Annotated in this window: 17 protein-coding genes and 1 pseudogene; 9 read left to right on the top strand and 9 right to left on the bottom strand. The window is 33.4% G+C overall.

Features of this window, described 5'->3' with window-relative positions:
• Positions 1 to 159 precede the first annotated feature (159 nt).
• Positions 160 to 1605: an ATP-dependent RNA helicase DbpA gene (dbpA, locus tag K5S59_RS15715; RefSeq protein ID WP_000039363.1), complete on the top strand. Its 1446-nt coding sequence runs from the start codon at positions 160 to 162 to the stop codon at positions 1603 to 1605.
• A 242-nt stretch (positions 1606 to 1847) separates the two neighbouring features.
• Positions 1848 to 3086, top strand: a complete 1239-nt coding sequence (locus K5S59_RS15710; protein ID WP_001011937.1) for a hypothetical protein — start codon at positions 1848 to 1850, stop codon at positions 3084 to 3086.
• Positions 3087 to 3278: 192 nt separating this feature from the next.
• Here the strand turns inward: K5S59_RS15710 and K5S59_RS15705 are convergent, their stop codons facing one another.
• Complete coding sequence (locus tag K5S59_RS15705) at positions 3279 to 3839, bottom strand: DUF1836 domain-containing protein (protein ID WP_098872831.1); 561 nt, start codon at positions 3837 to 3839, stop codon at positions 3279 to 3281.
• Positions 3840 to 4003: 164 nt separating this feature from the next.
• Between K5S59_RS15705 and trhA the strand changes: the two genes are divergently transcribed.
• Both trhA and galE read left to right on the top strand, forming a co-directional pair.
• Complete coding sequence (trhA, locus tag K5S59_RS15700; RefSeq protein ID WP_000995322.1) at positions 4004 to 4651, top strand: PAQR family membrane homeostasis protein TrhA; 648 nt, start codon at positions 4004 to 4006, stop codon at positions 4649 to 4651.
• Positions 4652 to 4819: 168 nt separating this feature from the next.
• Positions 4820 to 5836, top strand: a complete 1017-nt coding sequence (gene galE / locus K5S59_RS15695; protein WP_098257952.1) for a UDP-glucose 4-epimerase GalE — start codon at positions 4820 to 4822, stop codon at positions 5834 to 5836.
• On the opposite strand, the pseudogene pelG reads toward galE, so the two are convergent.
• The 5 genes and pseudogenes from pelG to K5S59_RS15670 form a co-directional block, all read right to left on the bottom strand.
• Positions 5825 to 7332, bottom strand: a pseudogene (pelG, locus tag K5S59_RS15690) (exopolysaccharide Pel transporter PelG). The gene galE and the pseudogene pelG overlap by 12 nt on opposite strands.
• Entirely contained in the window at positions 7320 to 8741 is a 1422-nt protein-coding gene (gene pelF / locus K5S59_RS15685; protein WP_120451071.1) for a GT4 family glycosyltransferase PelF, read from the bottom strand. Before pelF ends, pelG begins: the two are co-directional and overlap by 13 nt.
• Positions 8742 to 8744: 3 nt before the next feature.
• Positions 8745 to 10577: a DUF2194 domain-containing protein gene (locus K5S59_RS15680; RefSeq protein WP_120451070.1), complete on the bottom strand. Its 1833-nt coding sequence runs from the start codon at positions 10575 to 10577 to the stop codon at positions 8745 to 8747.
• Complete coding sequence (locus tag K5S59_RS15675) at positions 10561 to 11481, bottom strand: tetratricopeptide repeat protein (protein ID WP_000576663.1); 921 nt, start codon at positions 11479 to 11481, stop codon at positions 10561 to 10563. Before K5S59_RS15675 ends, K5S59_RS15680 begins: the two co-directional genes overlap by 17 nt.
• The gene (locus K5S59_RS15670) at positions 11481 to 12704 is read right to left on the bottom strand and encodes a GAF domain-containing protein (RefSeq protein WP_120451069.1); all 1224 of its coding nucleotides are present in this window, start codon (positions 12702 to 12704) and stop codon (positions 11481 to 11483) included. Before K5S59_RS15670 ends, K5S59_RS15675 begins: the two co-directional genes overlap by 1 nt.
• Positions 12705 to 12969: 265 nt before the next feature.
• Between K5S59_RS15670 and K5S59_RS15665 the strand changes: the two genes are divergently transcribed.
• Entirely contained in the window at positions 12970 to 13788 is an 819-nt protein-coding gene (locus tag K5S59_RS15665) for an endo alpha-1,4 polygalactosaminidase (protein ID WP_120451068.1), read from the top strand.
• A gap of 91 nt (positions 13789 to 13879) precedes the next feature.
• Here the strand turns inward: K5S59_RS15665 and K5S59_RS15660 are convergent, their stop codons facing one another.
• Complete coding sequence (locus tag K5S59_RS15660; RefSeq protein ID WP_033656240.1) at positions 13880 to 14155, bottom strand: hypothetical protein; 276 nt, start codon at positions 14153 to 14155, stop codon at positions 13880 to 13882.
• A 426-nt stretch (positions 14156 to 14581) separates the two neighbouring features.
• Here K5S59_RS15660 and K5S59_RS15655 point away from each other — a divergent pair, with 426 nt between their 5' ends.
• Entirely contained in the window at positions 14582 to 15172 is a 591-nt protein-coding gene (locus tag K5S59_RS15655) for an AmiS/UreI family transporter (protein ID WP_000542574.1), read from the top strand.
• 99 nt (positions 15173 to 15271) lie between these two features.
• A complete protein-coding gene (locus K5S59_RS15650) occupies positions 15272 to 16159 on the top strand; it encodes an NAD-dependent epimerase/dehydratase family protein (protein WP_120451067.1) in 888 nt (295 codons plus the stop codon).
• Between the two features lie 88 nt (positions 16160 to 16247).
• Here the strand turns inward: K5S59_RS15650 and sodA are convergent, their stop codons facing one another.
• A complete protein-coding gene (sodA, locus tag K5S59_RS15645; RefSeq protein WP_000094056.1) occupies positions 16248 to 16874 on the bottom strand; it encodes a superoxide dismutase [Mn] in 627 nt (208 codons plus the stop codon).
• A 215-nt stretch (positions 16875 to 17089) separates the two neighbouring features.
• Here sodA and K5S59_RS15640 point away from each other — a divergent pair, with 215 nt between their 5' ends.
• Together K5S59_RS15640 and K5S59_RS15635 are read left to right on the top strand one after the other, a co-directional pair.
• Positions 17090 to 18160 carry a nitric oxide synthase oxygenase gene (locus K5S59_RS15640; protein WP_120451066.1) on the top strand — a complete coding sequence of 357 codons (1071 nt, stop codon included), beginning with the start codon at positions 17090 to 17092 and terminating at the stop codon, positions 18158 to 18160.
• 361 nt (positions 18161 to 18521) lie between these two features.
• Positions 18522 to 20090: a BCCT family transporter gene (locus K5S59_RS15635; protein WP_098872833.1), complete on the top strand. Its 1569-nt coding sequence runs from the start codon at positions 18522 to 18524 to the stop codon at positions 20088 to 20090.
• A 108-nt stretch (positions 20091 to 20198) separates the two neighbouring features.
• On the opposite strand, the gene K5S59_RS15630 is transcribed toward K5S59_RS15635, so the two are convergent.
• Complete coding sequence (locus K5S59_RS15630; RefSeq protein WP_120451065.1) at positions 20199 to 21497, bottom strand: MFS transporter; 1299 nt, start codon at positions 21495 to 21497, stop codon at positions 20199 to 20201.
• Between the last annotated feature and the right edge of the window lie 196 nt (positions 21498 to 21693).

Here is a 21693-nt window from a genome sequence, read left to right as displayed (position 1 = left end):
TTATTATGAAGGCTGCCCTTTACTATTTTAAAATTATACTTAAATAAATTTAGGTTTAAACGAATTAAAAATAGTGGATTAATATAGTATCTTACTATAGTCTAAAGTGAGGTATGAAGAACAGAATAAGTTAAATATAAAATCAAATGAGGTTAATATATGAGTAAAAAAAGCTTTAGTAATTATGCATTAAGTAAAGAAGTAAGACGAGCACTTACTGGTTTAGGATATGAGCATCCAACAGAAGTGCAAGGAGAGGTTATTCCAGTTGCATTGCAAAAGAAGGACCTTGTTGTAAAGTCACAAACGGGAAGTGGAAAAACGGCTTCGTTCGGGATACCACTTTGTGAAATGGTAGAGTGGGAAGAGAATAAACCACAAGCACTAGTTTTAACACCAACGAGGGAACTTGCTGTTCAAGTGAAAGAAGATATTACGAATATAGGACGATTCAAAAGAATTAAAGCTGCTGCAATTTATGGTAAATCTCCATTCGCACGTCAAAAATTAGAGTTAAAGCAAAAGACGCATATTGTAGTAGGGACTCCAGGACGTGTGTTGGATCATATTGAAAAAGGGACCCTTTCTTTAGAACGATTGAAATATTTAGTGATTGATGAAGCAGATGAAATGCTAAATATGGGCTTTATCGATCAAGTAGAGGCAATTATTGATGAATTACCTACAAAAAGAATGACAATGCTATTTTCAGCAACCCTACCGAAAGATGTTGAAAAGTTATCACGTACATATATGAATGCACCAACTCATATTGAAATTAAAGCAGCTGGGATTACAACAGATAAAATTGAACATACCCTTTTTGAAGTAAGGGAAGAAGAAAAGCTTTCACTTCTTAAGGATATAACTATGATTGAAAATCCAGACAGTTGTATTATTTTTTGTCGTACACAAGAAAACGTAGACCATGTATATAGACAGCTAAAGCGAGTTAATTATCCTTGTGACAAAATACACGGTGGTATGGTACAGGAAGATCGTTTTGAAGTTATGGATGATTTTAGAAAAGGAAAGTTCCGTTATTTAGTAGCAACTGATGTAGCTGCGAGAGGAATTGATATTGATAATATTACACATGTTATTAATTACGATATTCCATTAGAAAAAGAAAGCTATGTACATCGTACAGGAAGAACGGGACGAGCTGGTAATAGTGGAAAAGCCATTACATTTATAACGCCTTATGAAAATAGATTTTTAGAAGAGATTGAGGAATATATCGGATTTGAAATTCCAAAGGAACTGGCACCTTCAAAAGAAGAAGTTATGAAAGGGAAAGCAATATTTGAAGAAAAGATATATGCTAAACCAATTATAAAGAAAGATAAAAGTGCAGACCTAAACAAAGGAATTATGAAATTGTACTTTAATGGCGGAAAGAAAAAGAAAATTAGGGCAGTAGATTTCGTTGGTACAATTGCTAAAATTCAAGGTGTTTCTGCTGATGATATAGGTATTATTACAATACAAGATAATGTTTCGTATGTTGAAATATTAAATGGAAAAGGACCACTTGTTTTAAAGGTTATGAGAAATACAACGATAAAAGGTAAACAATTAAAAGTTCATGAGGCAATTAAATAAATGAAAATATCCACTTTAAAGGTGGATATTTTTTTGGGTATTACTTATAGAGCAGACAATTTGAATGGACTTTAACTAATACGTGATTGACGATTGTTTTTTTTTGTGTTAGTATATCTATTTAATTTTTTTACCATTGAATGGAGAAATCGTTAATTCATTGAGGAGTATATTTTTATATAAGTAAATCAATTTCAATTTAATTGTTGTAAGCTATAAAAAGTAAGGACGGTGTTTATTAAATGAATTTTACTCAAGATAGGTGGAGTTTAAAATGGCTTCATTTTTATTTGATTGTAGTAGTTGTTGCATCTCTGTTATTACGTTTATATTTAGCATTTCATTTAGAAGGATATGAACGAGATCAACTATTTTTTGTGGATTGGATGAATACAGTAGGTAAATATGGACTAGGTGATGTGTATGCACATGGAGATTTAGTAAACTATCCGCCATTTTTCTTAGCTCTTTTAGGTATTTATGGAGGCATATTGTCATTTTTTAATACATATGTGGAAGTTGCAGGTGTTTTAATTCGAGTCCCATCCATTGTATTTGAAGTAGTAGCTATAATTATTTTTGCTATAGTTTCTAAAAGGATAAACAATTCGATTGTGAGAGCAGCATTAGTAACATTTTTTGCATTTAGTCCAGCCGTTATAGTGGATGGAACTATTTGGGGTCAAGTAGATATGCTACATAGTATATTGATGGTTAGTTCTATTTTATTACTAATGTCTAAGCCAACTTGGTCTGGTGCTATTTACGCTATAGCGTTACTGGCTAAATTTCAATCAATCGTAATTGCGCCTGTATTTGCTATGTATTTCTTAAAAATCATTTGGGAAAAAAAAGAAGGCAAGCAATTAACCAAATTTGTAATGGGGTTCTGTATTCCTTTATTAATATTCGGTTTGTATTTCGCAGCGCATGGAACATTTATCACGATGTTAAAACAAGCATATTTGAATGCGGTAGGTACGTTCCCAACGGTAACTGTATTTGCTATGAACATTTGGTATTACGCGATTGGTACGGATCCTAATACAGTGGATACTATTCAAATTTTACCACATATTACATTGAAGACAGTTGGATTAATACTCTTGTCTATTGCAGCGGCATTAACTTGTTTATATGTCTTTTTCCATCGTCATATGAATACGGCAGTTCTATTAAAAGCAGCGACTTTTATAAGCTTTGCGTTCTTTATGTTACCTACGCAAATGCATGAGAGATATGCTTTCCCAGCATTAGTATTTGTCATCTTTTTACTGCTATATGAAATGAAGTGGACAGGAATAGCTTTAGGATTAACGTTAACAATCTTTTTAAATATAGTAATGGTTCTGTATGCGGGCTCTAATACGAACATGGGAATGTTTATCGTTACTATTAATGTTTTTATTTTCTATGCTATGTGTAAATTATTAGTAAAAGAGTATTATGATCGCTTTGGATTACTAATAAAGAAACAATAAAAATTATAATTTTAAGGGGAGGTACATTTTGCTAATATGCAGAATGTGCTTTTTTCTATTGAAAATAGAAAAATAAACATGAGAGGATACTTAGAAAATATAATTTCTAAAATACTACAATCATTCGGATAGTTGAAGTGTATTCTAATAAATATAAAACGCTACCTGCTTTTAGGTAGCGTTTTATGGTTATTAGGCTTCTTCTAAATCATCAATCAACTTCTCAGCTAAGCGCCTATACATATTACTCATCGACACAAATGATGTTAGTAATAAAAATTTCTCTAGGTTCGGATCTTCTAAAGAAGAAATCTCACTTACTTCTGAAACACGGTTATTTACGTCTTGTGTAAAGCTTTCGACGTTGTTTTCGGTAAGAGAAAGATAATCTTTATATAGCGTATTTAATTCGAATGAATCATCGCTTAATAAGGATTCATTTATATTTTCTAAGGAGCTTTTTATGTCATTAATGGAAAGGGCCCCTTTTAATTGATAAATTAAGCTAATTAAAATCATATGATCTTTTGAGTATTTTTTATTTTTGATTGGAATAAACAGTTTCCCTTTTGCGTAATTGTTAATCATTGTTTTTGTTAGTACTTTTTCATCATCGGTTCTTGTTGTATCCGCATAAGTATTTTCAAATAGTTGGACAACCTGGTCTACATACAAGTCGACATTTGGAATATCCTCAAGTGTAATATTTTTTTCTAAATGTAATGCTTCAAGCAATTTGTTTATATTTTCCACGTGGAACCCCTCACTTTTATAACTTAGTGGAGCATAATGTTTAGTTTATCTCTAAATATGGTATTACGAAACAAATGAATTGTAAATGTTGACCTCTAATAATAATGCGTATATAATTACATGTAGTTATTAAAACTACATGTAATTATATGAGGGGTGTATATATGAATGCTTATATAAGAGAACCGGTTAATGCTTTTACCCACTTGGGAGGAGCCGTATTATCATTTATTGCATTATTAGCTATGCTTGTAAAAGTTTCTATTAAGACGCCATCTTTTGCGGCAATTACAGCTGTTATTTTGTTTGGCATCGGAATGATGGTTCTGTATACAGCATCAGCTGTATATCATAGTGTTGTAGCCAGTGAACGTGTTATTTATTTCTTTCGGAAGCTTGATCACTCTATGATCTTTATATTGATTGCAGGTACATATGCACCATTTTGTTTAATTACATTACATTCCGCAAACGGTTTATTATTATTTTGTTTAGTGTATGCAACGGCCATTTGTGGTATTGTTTTTAAAATGTTTTGGTTTAGTTGTCCGAGATGGTTATCAACAGCAATTTATATTACAATGGGCTGGTTAATTGTTCTGTTCTTTGCACCGTTAGCTGCTAACTTAAGTGCAGGAGGTATCGTGCTGCTAGTACTTGGAGGCATTCTTTATACGATTGGTGGATTTATTTATGGAACAAAGCCAAAATGGTTAGAGTTTAAACATATGGGGCATCATGAAATTTTTCACGTGTTCGTGTTATTGGGAAGCCTTGCCCACTTTTTAAGTGTATATTGTTACGTAATTTAATTAAAAAATGCCACATGATTTTAGTTATGTGGCATTTTTTAATTGTTTAAGTGGACTCCTGTATAGAATAAAATGTATGTTTCTGTGTTCACATAATAAACATATAACAAGGGATACATGGTATAATTTGGTTAATTCATATTAAAGATGATATGGGGGACTAAAATTATGGCAGTACTTGTAACAGGTGGAGCAGGATATATTGGTAGTCATACATGCGTAGAATTACTGAATAATGATTATGAAATTATTGTAGTAGATAATTTGTCAAACAGCTCAGTAGAGTCTATCAATCGAGTGAAAGAGTTAACAGGAAAAAAATTTAAGTTTTATAAAGAGGATCTTGTGAATTACGAGGCATTGAATAAAATTTTTGAGGAAAATACAATTGAAGCTGTCATTCACTTTGCAGGTTTAAAAGCTGTAGGAGAATCGGTAGCAAAGCCATTAACGTATTATCATAATAATATTATTAGCACATTAGTGTTATGTGAAGTGATGCAAAAGCGTAATGTGAAGAAGATGATTTTTAGTTCATCTGCAACGGTATATGGCATTCCAGAAACATCACCAATTACGGAAGAATTTCCATTAAGTGCAACAAATCCATATGGTCAAACGAAATTAATGATTGAACAGATGATGCGTGATGTAGCATTTGCAGATGAGGAATGGAGTATTGCACTACTTCGCTATTTCAATCCATTTGGTGCACATGAAAGTGGGCGTATTGGAGAAAATCCAAATGGAATTCCAAATAACTTAATGCCATATGTAACACAAGTAGCGGTAGGGAAATTAAAAGAATTAAGTGTATTTGGAAATGACTACCCAACAAAAGATGGAACGGGCGTCCGTGATTACATTCATGTTGTAGACTTAGCACAAGGTCACGTAAAAGCGCTAGAGAAAGTACTGAATACAACAGGAGTAGATGCTTATAATCTGGGCACAGGTACGGGGTATAGTGTAATAGAGATGATTGAAGCATTTGAAAAGGTTTCATGCAAAAAAGTTCCTTATAAAATTACGGAGCGTCGTCCTGGTGATGTGGCAGTATGTTTTGCGGATGCGTCGAAAGCGAAGCGTGAATTAGGCTGGGAAGCAAAACGTGGATTAGAAGAGATGTGTGCAGATTCTTGGAGATGGCAATCAAATAATAAAAATGGCTATTTAGAAGTTTAATATATAGATACAAAAATGACCTTTGCATAAGCAAAAGGTCATTTTTTTCTCTTTATGTTTATTAGCTAATTTGGTAAAAAAAGTTCGCTGCTTTATAGGAATATTTGACTGACAAAATGTATAATAATCAATATCTTTAATGTAAGTAAAGAGTCTAGAAATACCATATAGGAATGTAATAGAGGATCCAACTGCAAAACTAATGCCGTAACCATTGAATCCGAATGGAAGCAAGAGAAGGCTTAATAACAGGTTTGCAAAAAAGAAAATAGCTGATGTTCGAAATGCCCCTTTACGATCCTCAAAGTATAGGAGTAGTAACGTAATAACGAGCACCATTCCATTTGCATAAGCACCAACTATAGTTAGTTGCAGAATAGAGTAATTAAGTGTTGTGTTTCCAGACTGTGAACTAAAAATCCATATTATAAAAATAATAAGTAAAGAAAAAATACCTTGATTACGAAGTATACGTTCCATTTCCTGCTTTAAGACAAAGTTCATGGAATCTTTCAATTGTAAAAGCGTATTTAATGTTCCGCCATTATTTACCGAGCCGAAGAACTTTTTATATCTTTCATAAAATCTGGTTTCAATGGATACTACAAAGAAAATATAGGTTGGAATAATACTTAAATACGCCCAGAAAACAGAAGTATCATAGATTTGATGATAAATAAAGGTATCTTCAATATTTCCTCGCCCTTCTCCAAACCAAATAACAAAATTACATACCCAAATACCCACATTGTAAAATAGGCTTGACCAAAATAACTCTGGATATTTATCTAAATAAGAAAGAAAGGTAAATTGTTCAGTAGCATCACTATTTGGAAACATTCGTACAATAACGATACTTAACCATACTAGTGTAATGAAAGTACCGAGTGTAAAAGAAATTAAAAGCAATAGGGCAGAGCCATGTTCTAGCCCAAGTGTAGGATGCCAGTAAGCTATTAGTGCAATTCCGGATAGAGAAAAAATGGAGCCGATTAAAAATGCAAGGGCAATTGATTGATAATCTTTAGCTGCTGTTAAATAAATGGACTGAATCCAAATGATATTTAAAGCTAAAAATAAAAATAGCATCACGATTTTATAATACAAGGCCAATGGTGTAAAAAATGCAAACAAAAGCCATAACATAATAGCTAAAAAAAGTGTGATTTTCGTCATTCCTAAAAATGAAGAAAATACTTTATCAGCTTTTTGTTCGTATAAAAGGTCAGCTACATATCTAGTTACAATGAGCGCAATGCCCCGTATATAATTTGAGAAAAAATAAAGCAATATGAAATTGAAATAGTGAAAAGGCGCTGTTCTTCAATTGAAATAGAATGAAATAAACTTAAAATGTATCGAATAGCTGTTACTGCTAAAATAACGACTAACCAAGGACCAGCTGTAACAAATAACGAAAATCCATAAGCTTTTACCCTTGAAGAATAGTAGTCTTCTTGAAATAATTTTTGTAATCGAAATCCTATGCCTGCCATGTTTTTGCACCCCTTTCTGAATAAAGCTTACGATAACTATCAACAACACCTGATAATTGATAATATGCTTCAATACGATTACGCCCATTGTTTCCGAATTGATGAATGGATTCAGGGTGACGATAATACCATTCTAAGTGAGTGGCAACTTGTTCAGGAGATACAGGTGGTACAACAAAGCCACATTGGCCGTAAGGGTCTTCATCTTGTCCATAAATTAATTCTTTACAAGAACCAACATCTGTAACAACCCATGGTAATCCGGATGCCATTCCTTCTAACATAGCTAGTGGTTGTCCTTCAGATATACTAGTTAATACGAGAATATCCGTTTGTTTTAAGTAATCTTTAATATTTACTCTACCAGTCATTATTACATGCTCTTTTAATCCAAGTTGCTGAATTAAATCACGACATTCTTGAGCATACTCAGGTTCTTCTGTATCAGGACCTAATAAGTAGAATATAAATGGAATATCTTTTTCTAATAATAATTTAGCTGCATAAATCATTGTTTTTACATCTTTAATTGGGACAACTCGTATAATAGCAGAAATAATGAGTTTATCCGAATTATATTTTGGTTTACGTAGCCCTTTATAGTCAGATAAAGTAACGCCATTTGGAACAATTTTTAGTTTATGGGCCGGAGCGCCTAAGTCTTTTTGATATGCACTATTCCGGCCGAATAACGTAATTACATCTGTAGCTTGTTCATATGCTTGGTGAGATAAATGGTGGAAGAAAGAAACCCACCTTTTTTTGTATTCAATTGGTATCCACGTTGATTGGAGTATTTCCTCCTCACGTTCCCGCGAATAAATACCATGCTCTGTTAGAATAAATGGTATGTCAGACTTGGCACTAATTGCAGCCCCAAGGAGCCCACCATAACCTGTAGATACAGAATGAATAAGATCTAATTCAGGAAAATCAATTTGTAAAATTTGAATGATTGGTGTGAACATAGATCTCCACATCCAAAAGTAATTTAAGAAAGAACCACTACTTTCTTCATACAAATAACTTTTTTTCACTATTTCATAAAACTCACGACTTTCGAAGAAGGAATGCAGTGTTCCTAGCTTTTGCTTGTTTCCTAATATTTGTAATGCTGTTGTGTCGTTAGCTTGGAATGTAAACCATTTTTGGAGTGTTTGTACTTCATCGGTAGTTAAATTGGTTTTTACATGTTTTGAGTTATTTTCTAGTTGTAAGGGAATCATAATAATATCTTTTACATTACTAGGAATTTCATATTGATATTCCTCTTCTGTTTTTACTTGCGGTACGATCGCAAAAATGGTGAATTCATGTTCTTTAAATTGCTGGATGATCATTTGTACCCAGCTTGCTACTCCGCCACTGACAAAAGGATAACTTCCTTCAACGACTAAACCTATTCTCATCTGCTATGCTCCTTTAATTGGAATTGTAGCGTTGGCTTTTTTCAATATAACGCTATAAATTTGTGAATCTAGTTTTGTAACTGTACCGTATGGGAATGAACCGGTTTTCAATTTCTTTCCTTCTTCTACACGTATAATTGTTGCAGTATGGTTTGGTAACCCTTTATATGCAATATGAACAGCATCATCTTCATAAGAAACAGCTAAATCACCAGTTTGATAAATTTTCATGGAAGTAGTTGCTTCGCTTTGAGTCATACTTTTTATATAAGGATATCTTTCGCGTATTTCTTTAATTGTCGTTTTATAAGCTTTAAATAATTCTTCCCATGTTAGATTACCCGAGCGTTTTTCGTCAAGGATATCATCTGGATGGACGAAATGTGAGATAACCCCTAAATTTGCGGTAACATCAGCTAAAATAAATTGTTCTTCATCTGGGATAGCATAGCCACTCGTAATACGCGGGAAGTGATAAATGTTTTTGTTGTGTTCATCTGGTCCAAATTCTTGAATTAAACTGCCGTTACTTTTACTTCCCACATATAGAGAAGCAACCGTTTCCATAGTTGGAACCGCGTCGTTTAATGCACTTAATCCAGTTGTATTTATAATATTGGATGGTGGTACATAGGTTTTTAGTTTTTCGTTTGGAAAGAAGTTATACACGAGTTTTTGTAGAGCATCTAAGGAGCTCTCCATATCTTCTTTTGAATTCCATGGAACATATTCAAGTGCTTTATCTACTGGATCTGGTGGTAATAATAAAGGTTGATGGTTATAGCCATGAATACCGATTTCTCCACCGTGACTTAATAATTCTCTCCCAAATAATAAATATGTATTTCTATTTTTACCTGTGAAATCTTCAAAAGGTGGCGTTACTTTATTTTGGTATGTCCCAATTGCAACACCCGTATATTTAATATCAAGTTCTTCAGAGATATCCTTCATATTTTTCCACCAATGTTTTTTATAAAATTCTTCAACAGAAATTTTTTCTGTTGTTAAGTTTTTTAGTTCTCCACTTGGAATTGGAGATGGGAAGTCATCAATATACATAATCTCCGCTCCAAGTTGTGCTGTAGCGAAAGTCGGAAAAATAGTACCCAGTGATTGAACGAACATACCTCTACCTAATTTATCGTTCAATGCTGTTGTATTCCAATATAAAACTTTTCCTTCACCGTAGTCATTGGTCCAAAGGATGGGAGTATCTTCTGCCGTAATCCAAGTGTTAGTTGTATTCTCATCTAGCGTAATACTCATTGAGCTATGAGTAAACAATGGAGAAGAACTTGAGAGATCAGGGTAACCAGGGAATAAAACTTGTTCAAAATTTAATCCCTTTGCATCTGTGAATCCCTTTTTTTGGTTAATGCCAAATAGGGGGTTCCAGGAAGGATCTGAATCGAGCCGATTGGCAATAATAAGTTTTCCACCCAACTGTACAAAATTTTGGATATCGGCTTGTGGTAGTTGTGTCATTCCTTCACCTGTAATAATGATTCCTGTATAAGGAGAGGGAGTAAGTGTCTTAATTTCATTAGCTGTAATGTCTTTATAATGTAGGTGGGCATAGTCCATTGCCTTTTTTGTATGAAACGTAACTTGTTCCCCTAATTTATTATCCGTCGTTAAAACGTAGAATTGCATTTCTTGGCCATTTGGATTTACATTTTTCGCCGTTACTGTTTTAACGGCAGTTGTTTCCTTAGTTTTAGGAACAGAAAAAATTCTATAAAAATTATCTGTTCGATATATTAAGATAGATATAATTAGGAGAAGTAAAGTAATACTGATAATCCCAATATATATATTAATGCTCTTCTTCAATGTGTATGCCTCCAAACTGCTCTACAAATAACTGATACTTACGTGGTAGAATATGAACTTTTTTTGTAAATGTTAGATTATCAATTAATTTGTAAAGTTTGTCCCATAATTGTTGTTCGTAGTATAGTTCCAGTAATCCGACATAACCGTAATATGATTCAGGATTAAGGTGGATAAGGTGTGAAAATTGTTCTTCGGATTCTACATATTGTTTTTTGTATAGAAGTAGATTTCCAAGTTGGAAAGAGTAGAGCAATTCGTTAGGGAAAAATTCTATACTTTTTATAATGAAACTCATAAATTCATTAATTATATTTTCTTTTTGTTGATTAGAAAGTAGGCCACTTTCTATATACCTTAAGTAATTAGAAACCAATTCTTCTGCAATTTCGTTTTGGGGATGCTGCAGAAATTGTTTATTTAAGTATCCAATCTGTTTTTCATAACGTTCATTTAGTAAATTAATCGTAGTCGCAGCATAATGTACAGTTTCAGGATCTTTATGATGAATTGCTTCTTTCAATAATCCACCTTCATTAGAAATGGTAGAAGAACTTAATTGTACAATTAGTTGTTTATGTAACTCCGGTTTATCAATTTCTAATCCAGAGGAAAATGAAATAAGGTCCATATCTTGTTTAGCTGATTCCAAAATATCTTCATAATTATCAACTTGAAAGGAAACATAATCAGAATACTGTTGTAACCACTCTGTTTTGGAACGTTTTATATTAAGTAATAACATGATTACTGATACAATAAGCCCAAGAAGTGGAAACAGAAGAGAGACAATTAAGCAAAACTCAATAATTCCTTTTTTATTTTCTGTAATTAAACCTTTCGTAAATCGAAATAAGAGAAAAATTAAAATAGCATATATAATATAAAGAAGGAGGAAAATCATTAGAATATCACTCCTTCAGCAGTGAGCGCATTTTGTATACGGGTTTTAACTTGTAATAAAAACTTTTCTTCGGTACCAGGCAATAAAATCATGATTTTTTGATGGGTTGTGCTATAACTGAAGATATCAATATCACGTAAATGTGCTTTTAAGATTGAATTTATTACTTGTAAAGAATCTTGTGATGCATGGAACTCAAAATAGGAATATGGATATGATAATGTTTCGTAACGTTTTTGTTCGATTTTTAATAAATGTTCAAATTCGTCTTCATAGTAAATACTTGTTTTAGGGAATGTACGCTCTTCTTGACTAGATATCCAAATATTAGAAGCGTTTTGTAAACGGTCGCCCATCCAGCGTAAATACCATGTGAAAAGTTCGAATTGTTCAGAAGTGATTTTGGAGAATTCTATTTCATCTAAAATAATGATGTATTGTACATTATCTTGGAATAAGACAGGACCAACTAAAAGTGGTGCGTCTTGAGAATCTCCTTCTGTACGGAAAAACGGTCGATTATGAGCTAACGCATTTTTGATGACTGATGAAGAGTTCTTAACAAAAATTGATTGAGGTAAAGTGTTTTCACCAGTTTCAAATCTTAATTTAATGCGAAGAGACTGTTTATTGTTATCTATGTGATAGATACCAATTTTTTCCGCACCAAAATATGTTTTTAATACATTCATTCCTTCATCTAATACAATTTCAGGATGTGTATGATTTAAGGCTTTGAACATATGGTACATTTTAGATAAGTGATTGTTTGATTCAAGCACACGGGAACGAAGTGTAATACGTGTTTCATCCAATTGTTTAATAACATATTTTAGCTCTTTATTTTCAGATTTGAGTTCAGTATTTACCATATGTATATCTTCATAACGTTCTTTTTGTGAAGTACTCATTAATCCGCAATATAAACTAATCACAAGCAAGAAAATCCAACTTATCCAATCATCTGATGAATAAAAGTAAAGTAGTACATCATCGCCTTTATATATACCCCTTATAAAAATATAAATTATTGATTCTAGAAATGTGAAAAGTGCGATCGATATACCGTATCGGCTAGAAATAATTAATGTAATAAATAAAAGTATGAAATATTCATGTGTAGATGTAAAAAAATCGGTTAATATTGAGAGAACAAATAGAGCAATAAAGAGAATAGTAGGTTCAATTAATTTCATAAATAAATTGGATTGCTTATAGTGCATAAATAGACCCCTTCTTTCATTTACCAATTTAGCTCCGAGGAATAATACATGAAGTAAAATAAACAGGTATTTTAAAATATATATTTTCTGCAGAATACAAATTATTTTATCAATAGGGATATAGTAAATTCAAGAGAAATAAATTCTAAATTTTGTTAATTCATGTTGCTTTTGAGAAATTTCTATAAAATAGAGATATTTCACTAAATTTTCAAGGTATAAAAAGTGAAAAGATTACTATAGTAGTATAGGAGGTAATACAATTATGAGTTGGAAACGTTCCATCTGTTTTTTTTCTATATTTTCGTTTATTTTTTCTTCAAATACAGCAGCGCAAGTAAATGCTGTGAATCCAGTTTTGAAAAATGTAAAAAGCTATAAAATTTATTATGGCGAAGCAAATGAGCAAGTAATTAAAAGACTTTCGAAGTATGACATGGTTATTATCGAGCCTTATGCATTTACAAGGGAGCAAGTTCAACAATTAAAAAAATCAGGAACTGTGGTTCTCGGCTATGTTAGTGTTTTAGAATTAGAAGTTTGGCATAAATCACAAGTAATGGAGTCAGATTATTATTATAGAGACAGCGAAAAAATGAAAATTGAAAAGTGGGATACATATATTATGAATTTAGCTGACAATCATTACCGGAGTATTATCATTAACAAAGTAAAACAGCAAATTGTTGGGAAAGGTATAGATGGGGTATTTTTAGACACTGTTGGTGATATTGATGATTATTTTTATGATCAGGCAGTCTTACAAGAAAAGTTTAGATTGGCCTATGTAAATTTATTAAAGGAAATTAAAAGTGTTGATTCTAATTTATTACTTGTACAGAATTGGGGATTTGAAACGATTAAAAGCGCAGCTTTAAATTTTATTCATGGTGTACTATGGGAAGATTTTAATAAACAAGTTATTGCAGAAGATCAATGGAGCCAAGGTTGGATGCGTTATTTTAAAAAACAGGGCAATAAAATTGTAACGTTTACTGTAACTCCAGATGATATATCAAAAAAATATAGTACTATAAATGGATTTATTCCTACAATAAATCCAAATGACATTTATAATAATTAAAATAGTACTGAATATGTCCCCTGAGATCAATAATACTCTTTTTTCTAGAGTAGGAAAAAGAGTATTATTGATTTAGCAGTTATCAGATTTACTATGGATGATAATATGGACGCGTAATATTTTCATTAATTTTAACAAGTTGTTTATGATACACAGTATTACCTTCTTGGCTTGTATAAGGTGGTAAGCTTCGTCCGAAACAATTTGCAATAATATTGGAGTGAGGAGGATAAGAAATACGAATTTCATACAAATTAATAGCTTCATCTAAATTTACAATGTTTATTACTGCTGAAACTGTTGCAGGCTCTCTTGTTAATACACCTGTTGAAAGAATAACAGATTGATGTGGATAATGAAGAGGTATAAATATCAGAACTTTCTAATTTAATATGATTGTACAATATTCTATGTAAATCATTAATAGAGTAAGATAAGGAGAATGCGTTATTCTATCAATTTTTTATAGAGATAAAAAATGTAATATTGAATAATATTCCAATACTTGTATCATTGTTAAAGTACGTTTATAATCAAATAATCTTATTAGCCTTTTGATTGGATTACGTATTATTGAAAGCGTTTTTATTATGTGGTACATTTCGATTGACATCATTACTGTATGACATGTATGACATGGGTTTTTTTATTGTTTTTTAAGGTAGGAAGTCTGACTTATTTACAAAAAAACTTTGTATGTAGTTGTAAGTAAGAAGGAGAATAAGGAATAATATAACTTTTATAAGACGGGGAGGGTACAGTGTGAAAATGTAAGGTTTTCACATGAGGATATATGGGTTACGTAGGATTATTACTTTCGGGTGCAGCTTTATTTTTAAATAGTCTTGTTATATTAGGAAAAGCAGAGATGAAAAGTGCGGGTGTTTTTAATTTATTTGTGGGTGCACTACAAATTATTATTCCGTTCTATTTGATCATGATTTCTGACCAAAGCAATTGGACAGTGTATTCATATGCAGCTACTTTCTTATTTGGATTAACCTATTTATATGTAGGTGTTACCTTTATAAAAGGAATGGATAGTAGTGGTCTAGGATGGTTTTGTATGTGGGTAGCAATTATTGCTTTATTCTATATGGTTGTTTCATTTGTTCAATTCCACGATGTTGTTAATGCGTTAACATGGTTTATGTGGGCATTACTTTGGTATTTATTCTTTGTATTAAATACACAAAAGAAGAATATCAATCAATATCTTGGAAGAATTGCCTTCGTACAATCATGGGTAACATTGACGTTGCCTTCACTCTTTTATTTTATGGGAGTATGGGGAGAGGGATTCGTATATGAACTATGGGTTTATGTATCCGTAATTTCTATTTTATACTTCTGTTATTGTATTTATAAATATCGAGTACGTTAATATATTTTCTGTAGAAAAGCATGGAATCGTTAAACGAATTCCATGCTTTTTATATATTAGCATTTATAATAGAGAGGTAGTATTTTACAATTTATCAAAATGGGGATGATGAATTTGAAAAAAGTATTGGTGCTAGGGGGAACAAGATTTTTTGGTAAACATTTAGTAGAAGTGCTTTTGCAAGAGGGACACGATGTAACGATTGCGACGAGAGGGATTACAGAAGATCCTTTTGGAAGTGCAGTAAAAAGGCTGATTGTCGATAGAGAAGATGAAAAACAACTAGCAGAGCGTCTAGAAGATAAAAGTTATGATATCGTATACGATAATTTATGCTATAGCTCGAATGCAGCGAAGGTAATATGTGAAGTGTTACGAGGAAAAACGAAGAAATACGTTATGACATCTTCAATGGCTGTTTACGAGCCAGCAATAGGCTTGTTAGAAGAGAACTTTAATCCGTATGAGTATGCCGTTACGTATGGGGATAGGAAGAATTTTAATTATGGTGAAGGCAAGCGATTAGCTGAAGCTACTGTATTTCAACAAGCAACATTCCCAGTTGTTGCAGTGCGTTTTCCAGTTGTTATTGGAGAAAACGATTATACGAAAAGGTTACAATTTTACGTTGAACATATTGTGAAGCAAGGGCCTGTCGTAGTGAATCATTTAGATGGAGAGTTGTCGTTTATACATGAAGAAGAAGCAGGCCAATTTTTAGCTTGGTGCGGGGTGGAAAGTATAGAAGGGCCAATCAATGCTTGTAGTAATGGAGTAGTTTCTACTAGAGAAATCATTCATTTCATAGAAGAAAATACGGGAATAAAAGCACTCGTTCAAGAAGTAGGAGATAATGTAGCGCCTTACAATGAGGTAATTAATTGTACATTACACAATGGAAAAGCTAGTGAATTAGGATTCCCGTTCCGAGAGTTGAAAATAGACATAGAACAAGTATTACGTTATTACATACATACAATGAAATAATCATAAATCCCCCGGTGGCAATCCGGGGGATTCTGGAGGATTTCGACAATACTAATTTTACATTACCAAATTTACCTTATACGCACGACTAATGTTTTTGTGATTGAATCGCTTGTAAATACTTTTCGTTTACCCGGTCCCAGTTCACTGTATGCCACCAATTGGTAACAAATTCTGGACGCCGATTTTGATACTTTAAATAATAGGCGTGTTCCCATACATCGATAACGAGTAATGGAATTTTACCTTCTTGCAAAGGTGTATCTTGATTGGGTGTACTCATAACGGAAAGTTCCTCACCGTCCATAACAAGCCATCCATAGCCACTTCCAAAACGACTAACAGCTGCTTTGGAAAGTTGATCTTTTAAGTTGTCAAAGGTATTGAAATAATAATCAATTACTTTTGCAACGTCTCCATTAGGCTCACCGCCACCCCGCGGGCTCATTACTTCCCAAAAAAGACTATGACAATAGTGACCACCACCGTTATTTCTTACAGCTGTAACAATTTCATTTGGTAAAACGTCTAAATTACATAGTAACTCTTCTAAAGACTTATTATGTAATTCCGTATAGTTTTCTAAAGCGGCATTTAAGTTATTTACGTATGTCGCATGGTGCTTTCCATGATGAATGGAAAGCGTATTGCTATCGATATATGGCTCTAGTTCATCATAGTCATATGAAAGCTTTGGCAATTGAAATGAAGACATAACATTACCTCCTTTCTTTTTAAAAGTTGGTCTAGGTAAAAAAACTTTACCTGAGTCAAAAATACACCTATTTTTTATGTAAGTCAATAGTAATGTCTTTAATTTTCTGAAAAATATTACAATAAAAGTAACACTTCGACTTTCATTTGTGACTCGTATTCTTTTTGCTTATACTGTAAAGTAGAACGTTTTGTTGAAATAGAAGGAGATTGTTTATGAGTAAAACGAAACAATTAATAGAGGAAGCGAGTCAGTTTATTACGATTTGCTATAAAGAGCTTAATAAAGAGCAATTCATAGAAGAGCGTGTGAAAGAAATTCAAGTTGAGATAGAGAAGACGGGGACGTATGAGCATACATTCGAAGAACTTGTTCATGGATCGCGAATGGCATGGCGCAATAGTAATCGATGTATCGGAAGACTATTTTGGAGTAAGATGCACATATTAGATGCACGTGAAGTAAATGATGAGGAAGGCGTATATAATGCATTAATTCATCATGTTAAATATGCAACGAACGATGGGAAAGTGAAACCGACAATTACAATTTTTAAGCAGTATCAAGGTGAAGAAAATAATATACGAATTTATAATCACCAATTGATTCGGTATGCAGGATATAAAACAGAAATGGGAGTGATTGGTGACTCTCATTCCACTACGTTTACGGATTTGTGTCAGGAACTTGGATGGCAAGGAGAAGGTACGAATTTCGATGTATTGCCACTTGTATTTTCTGTTGATGGAAAAGAACCTGTATATAAAGAAATTCCTAAAAAAGAAGTGAAAGAGGTACCGATTGAACATCCAGAGTACCCAATCTCATCTTTAGGAACAAAATGGTATGGGGTTCCAATGATTTCAGATATGCGCTTAGAAATTGGCGGTATTTCTTATACAGCAGCTCCGTTCAATGGATGGTATATGGGAACGGAGATTGGGGCTCGTAACTTAGCGGATCATGATCGTTATAATTTACTGCCGGCTGTTGCGGAGATGATGGAGTTAGATACATCTAGAAACGGTACGTTATGGAAAGACAAGGCACTAATTGAGTTGAATATTGCTGTATTATATTCCTTCAAAAAACAAGGAGTTAGTATTGTAGATCATCATACAGCTGCACAACAATTTCAACAATTTGAGAAGCAAGAAGCATCATGTGGACGGGTTGTCACTGGCAATTGGGTGTGGCTCATTCCACCGTTGTCGCCAGCTACCACTCATATTTATCATAAACCGTATCCGAATGAAATTTTGAAGCCGAATTTCTTTCATAAATGATATTTAGTATAGTTTTTTTATGCAAAATATAATTTTTTTTAATTACTGTTACGTAGCAAATGGAAGCCTTTACTATCGGTTATTTTTGGAAGGGGCTTTTTGAACCAAGGAGTTCCTTATGTTATAATCAAATTTCTGTTTCGAAGACCTTATAGAAATATAAGGTCTTTTGTTTTGCTTTTTTATGTAATAGGAATAGAAATTTTCTTTTAAATAAGGGATTTAGCATATTTTTAGGGACAACATAAGTGTGTAGAAAATCGATGAATTATTATGCTTATATAATCATTATGTTTTGGGTGTAAATAATAAAACATAATAAAGTTGTTTTTTTAGATTGCTGAGGAAGGAGGAAGTGTAAATGAGAATGAAGAGTCGAAAAACAGATTGGCCTGTATTTCTTATTAGTGGTGGCTCACTTTTATTATTTGTAATTGCAGTTATTTTAAATAAAAGTTACGTAGAGGGAGTCATTAATAGAAGTTTTACAGCTTCGATTAAATATTTTGGTGCCTTTTGGCAGGTTTTATTAATTGGTACATTTATTGTAGCAATGTGTATGGCGTTTTCAAAATATGGGAGAGTTAAACTTGGGGGGCTAGAAAAACCTGAGATTAGTACGACAAAATGGCTCGCTATTATTATGTCTACATTACTTGCCGGAGGTGGCGTTTTTTGGGCAGCTGCAGAGCCGATGTACCATTTGATGACGGTGCCACCAATACATGAAGGTATAACTGCTGGAACGAAAGAAGCAGTAATGCCTGCTTTAGCACAAAGTTATATGCATTGGGGTTTCCTCGCTTGGACGATTTTAGGAACAATTAGTGCGGTAGTTATGATGTACGGACATTATCATAAAGGTATGCCATTAAAGCCTCGAACGCTTTTATATCCTATTTTTGGAGAGAAATTGCGAAAGAGTTGGCTTGGAACAACGATCGATGTGTTTGCAATTATTGCGGTAGCTGCAGGGACGATTGGTCCAATCGGATTTTTAGGACTACAAGCAAGTTATGGATTACAAGCATTGTTTGACATTCCTGATGTGTTTACTACTCAATTAGCCATTATTGTTTGTGTAGTAGCTGTTTCTACTATATCTGCGGTAACAGGAATTGATAAAGGGATTCAAATTATAAGTGATTTAAATGTTAGGTTAGCAGTTTTATTAATGGTATTCGTATTACTGTTTGGACCAGGTGGATTTATTATCGATTCATTTGTTTCTTCGTTTGGCTTTTATATAAATGAATTTATTCCAATGAGCACATATCGTGGTGATACAGGTTGGTTAGGATCGTGGACAATCTTTTTCTGGGGATGGTTTATTGGGTACGGACCGATGATGGCAATTTTAGTGAGCCGTATTTCAAGAGGAAGAACAATCCGAGAAATCATCGTTGCAATTGGAATTATTGCACCTATTATTACAACGTTTTGGTTTACTATACTAGGGGGATCAGGTGTGTTTTATGAGTTAATGAGTCCTGGTTCTATCTCGACCGCATTAAGTGAATCTGGTATGCCAGCGGCTATGATTGCAATTACAGAGCAACTGCCACTATCTAATATTATTGGACCTGCATTTCTTTTATTAACAATTTTATTTGTAGTGACAACAGGAGATTCAATGGCTTATTCAATTTCAATGGCAGTGACTGGAGATGGAGATCCTAGAATTAGCTTGCGAGTGTTTTGGTCGCTTATTATGGGAGCAGTTGCAGCGATTCTTTTATACATGGGTGAGGGAAGTATTAACGCCTTACAATCATTCATCGTAGTAACAGCTGTCCCAGTATCTATTCTGTTATTCCCAATGCTATGGCTAGCGCCTAAAGTTGCAGGAGAATTAGCGTTAAAACAAGGTATTGTAAAAGAAGAAGAGAAAACTTCCTTCTTGTTCCAAAAAGCTAGTAAATCAAAATAAAGAATTGTATTTATATAAAAAGAGGAAGCATTTCATTTGAGATGCTTCCTCTTTACTATTTATTTAACTACTTTTCTCGAAGGGGATAGTACTCTGTACAGTTTCAATCTATTCTAATACTTTATCTTTCGTTTCTGGGACACATAATAGCATTGTAACTAAACCGATTGGATAGATAATGAAGATGAGAGACAATGCTCCCATTAAGTTACCACCTGTAGCAAGTAATCCGATAATAACAGGTCCAAATCCAGCTAAACCACGTCCTGTACCGAAAATAAAGTTCTCTGCTGTCGATCGAGCTTCAGCAGGATAGTTTTCAGCTAAAACTGCTCCGAATCCTCCCATCATGCCATTTGCAAAGAATCCAAGCAATGCACTTCCCCATAACAATAAGGTTGAGTCTGTGAATAAGAAGAAGTAAATGAGACAGTATATAGTACCACCGACATAATAGATAGTAAAAGTTTTACGGCGACCAATTTTATCGGCTAGAATGCCAAAAGTTGCAATTCCAATTAGCATGCCGATCGTAGAGATGAACATCCAACCGCTCGCTTTTGCTAATGTGTAGTTATATTTATTCGCTAAAATAGTTGGCATCCACGTAAAAATTCCATAATATCCGAAGTTCTGGATAAATGACATAATAATAAGACCAATGGTTGTTATCGTTACTTTTTTATTGGCGAATAACTTTCGAAGTGGGAACTTTTTCATTTGCTTTAGTTGTTCTGCCTCAGTAGTTGTTAAATTACCTTCAGCTTCTTTTTGTAACAACTCTTTTTTGTATCGTTGTTTTTGTTCCCATATTTTCGGTTCACTTAAACTTTTGCGTACATAGACAGCTAGTAGAGCGGGAATGAGTCCAAATAAGAAAACAGCTCTCCATCCGAAATGCGGGACGATAAATGCTGGAAGGAGTGAAGCGACTAGTACGCCAAATTGCCATCCCAGTGCAACAACGGATGTCGCCTTAGCGCGCATTTCTTTAGACCATGTTTCAGTTACGATGGCCATCCCAATCCCGAATTCACCACCAACTCCCATTCCAACTAAAAAGCGAAGAATTAATAATTGCCAATAATCGGTTGCGAAATAAATAAGTGCTGTTGCTAGTGAGAATAGTAAGATTGTGAAGGCCATCGTACGGATACGCCCAAATAAATCAGCAATAAATCCAAATAAATAAGACCCAATTAGCATTCCTATTGTGGTAGCTAATGTTAAGTTTCCACCTTCAACAGGGCTTAAATGAAATTCTTTTAAAATGTAGACGAGCACGAAAGATAAGAGCAACATATCTAAACCTTCTGCTGCATACCCTAGCGCAGAACCAAACAATGTTTTATATCTTTTCTCTTTCGTCTCCTCTGTTGTTGATTGTACACCAGTAGTGACGTTCATCATTACTCCTCCTTATTTTCTTCTACAGTCGCTATGGAAGAATAACAAAAGGCCTTCTCACCTGATATGATGAGAAGGCCAAAAAGTCATACGTATTCCTAAAAAAGGACATACGTATAGTATATTCCGACTTCCTTCTCAACCTCACGGGGTTGGGTTAAAGGACTGTATTATATTACTTTATTTTTAGCACTCT

The organism is Bacillus sp. BML-BC051 (assembly GCF_019656175.1).
Lineage (GTDB): Bacteria > Bacillota > Bacilli > Bacillales > Bacillaceae_G > Bacillus_A > Bacillus_A mobilis.
Note: the sequence above shows the minus strand (reverse complement) of the source record. Positions and strands in the feature narration are given on the sequence as shown.

What these genes read in the sequence shown, in the direction of transcription:
- sodA (WP_000094056.1), bottom strand. Translation starts at nt 16,874, where the DNA reads ATGTCTTCATTTCAATTGCCAAAGCTTTCATATGACTATGATGAACTA.
- galE (WP_098257952.1), top strand. Translation starts at nt 4,820, where the DNA reads ATGGCAGTACTTGTAACAGGTGGAGCAGGATATATTGGTAGTCATACA.
- trhA (WP_000995322.1), top strand. Translation starts at nt 4,004, where the DNA reads ATGAATGCTTATATAAGAGAACCGGTTAATGCTTTTACCCACTTGGGA.
- K5S59_RS15665 (WP_120451068.1), top strand. Translation starts at nt 12,970, where the DNA reads ATGAGTTGGAAACGTTCCATCTGTTTTTTTTCTATATTTTCGTTTATT.
- K5S59_RS15710 (WP_001011937.1), top strand. Translation starts at nt 1,848, where the DNA reads ATGAATTTTACTCAAGATAGGTGGAGTTTAAAATGGCTTCATTTTTAT.
- K5S59_RS15630 (WP_120451065.1), bottom strand. Translation starts at nt 21,497, where the DNA reads ATGAACGTCACTACTGGTGTACAATCAACAACAGAGGAGACGAAAGAG.
- K5S59_RS15655 (WP_000542574.1), top strand. Translation starts at nt 14,582, where the DNA reads ATGGGTTACGTAGGATTATTACTTTCGGGTGCAGCTTTATTTTTAAAT.
- K5S59_RS15675 (WP_000576663.1), bottom strand. Translation starts at nt 11,481, where the DNA reads ATGATTTTCCTCCTTCTTTATATTATATATGCTATTTTAATTTTTCTC.
- K5S59_RS15640 (WP_120451066.1), top strand. Translation starts at nt 17,090, where the DNA reads ATGAGTAAAACGAAACAATTAATAGAGGAAGCGAGTCAGTTTATTACG.
- dbpA (WP_000039363.1), top strand. Translation starts at nt 160, where the DNA reads ATGAGTAAAAAAAGCTTTAGTAATTATGCATTAAGTAAAGAAGTAAGA.
- pelF (WP_120451071.1), bottom strand. Translation starts at nt 8,741, where the DNA reads ATGAGAATAGGTTTAGTCGTTGAAGGAAGTTATCCTTTTGTCAGTGGC.
- K5S59_RS15650 (WP_120451067.1), top strand. Translation starts at nt 15,272, where the DNA reads ATGGGGATGATGAATTTGAAAAAAGTATTGGTGCTAGGGGGAACAAGA.
- K5S59_RS15670 (WP_120451069.1), bottom strand. Translation starts at nt 12,704, where the DNA reads ATGCACTATAAGCAATCCAATTTATTTATGAAATTAATTGAACCTACT.
- K5S59_RS15635 (WP_098872833.1), top strand. Translation starts at nt 18,522, where the DNA reads ATGAGAATGAAGAGTCGAAAAACAGATTGGCCTGTATTTCTTATTAGT.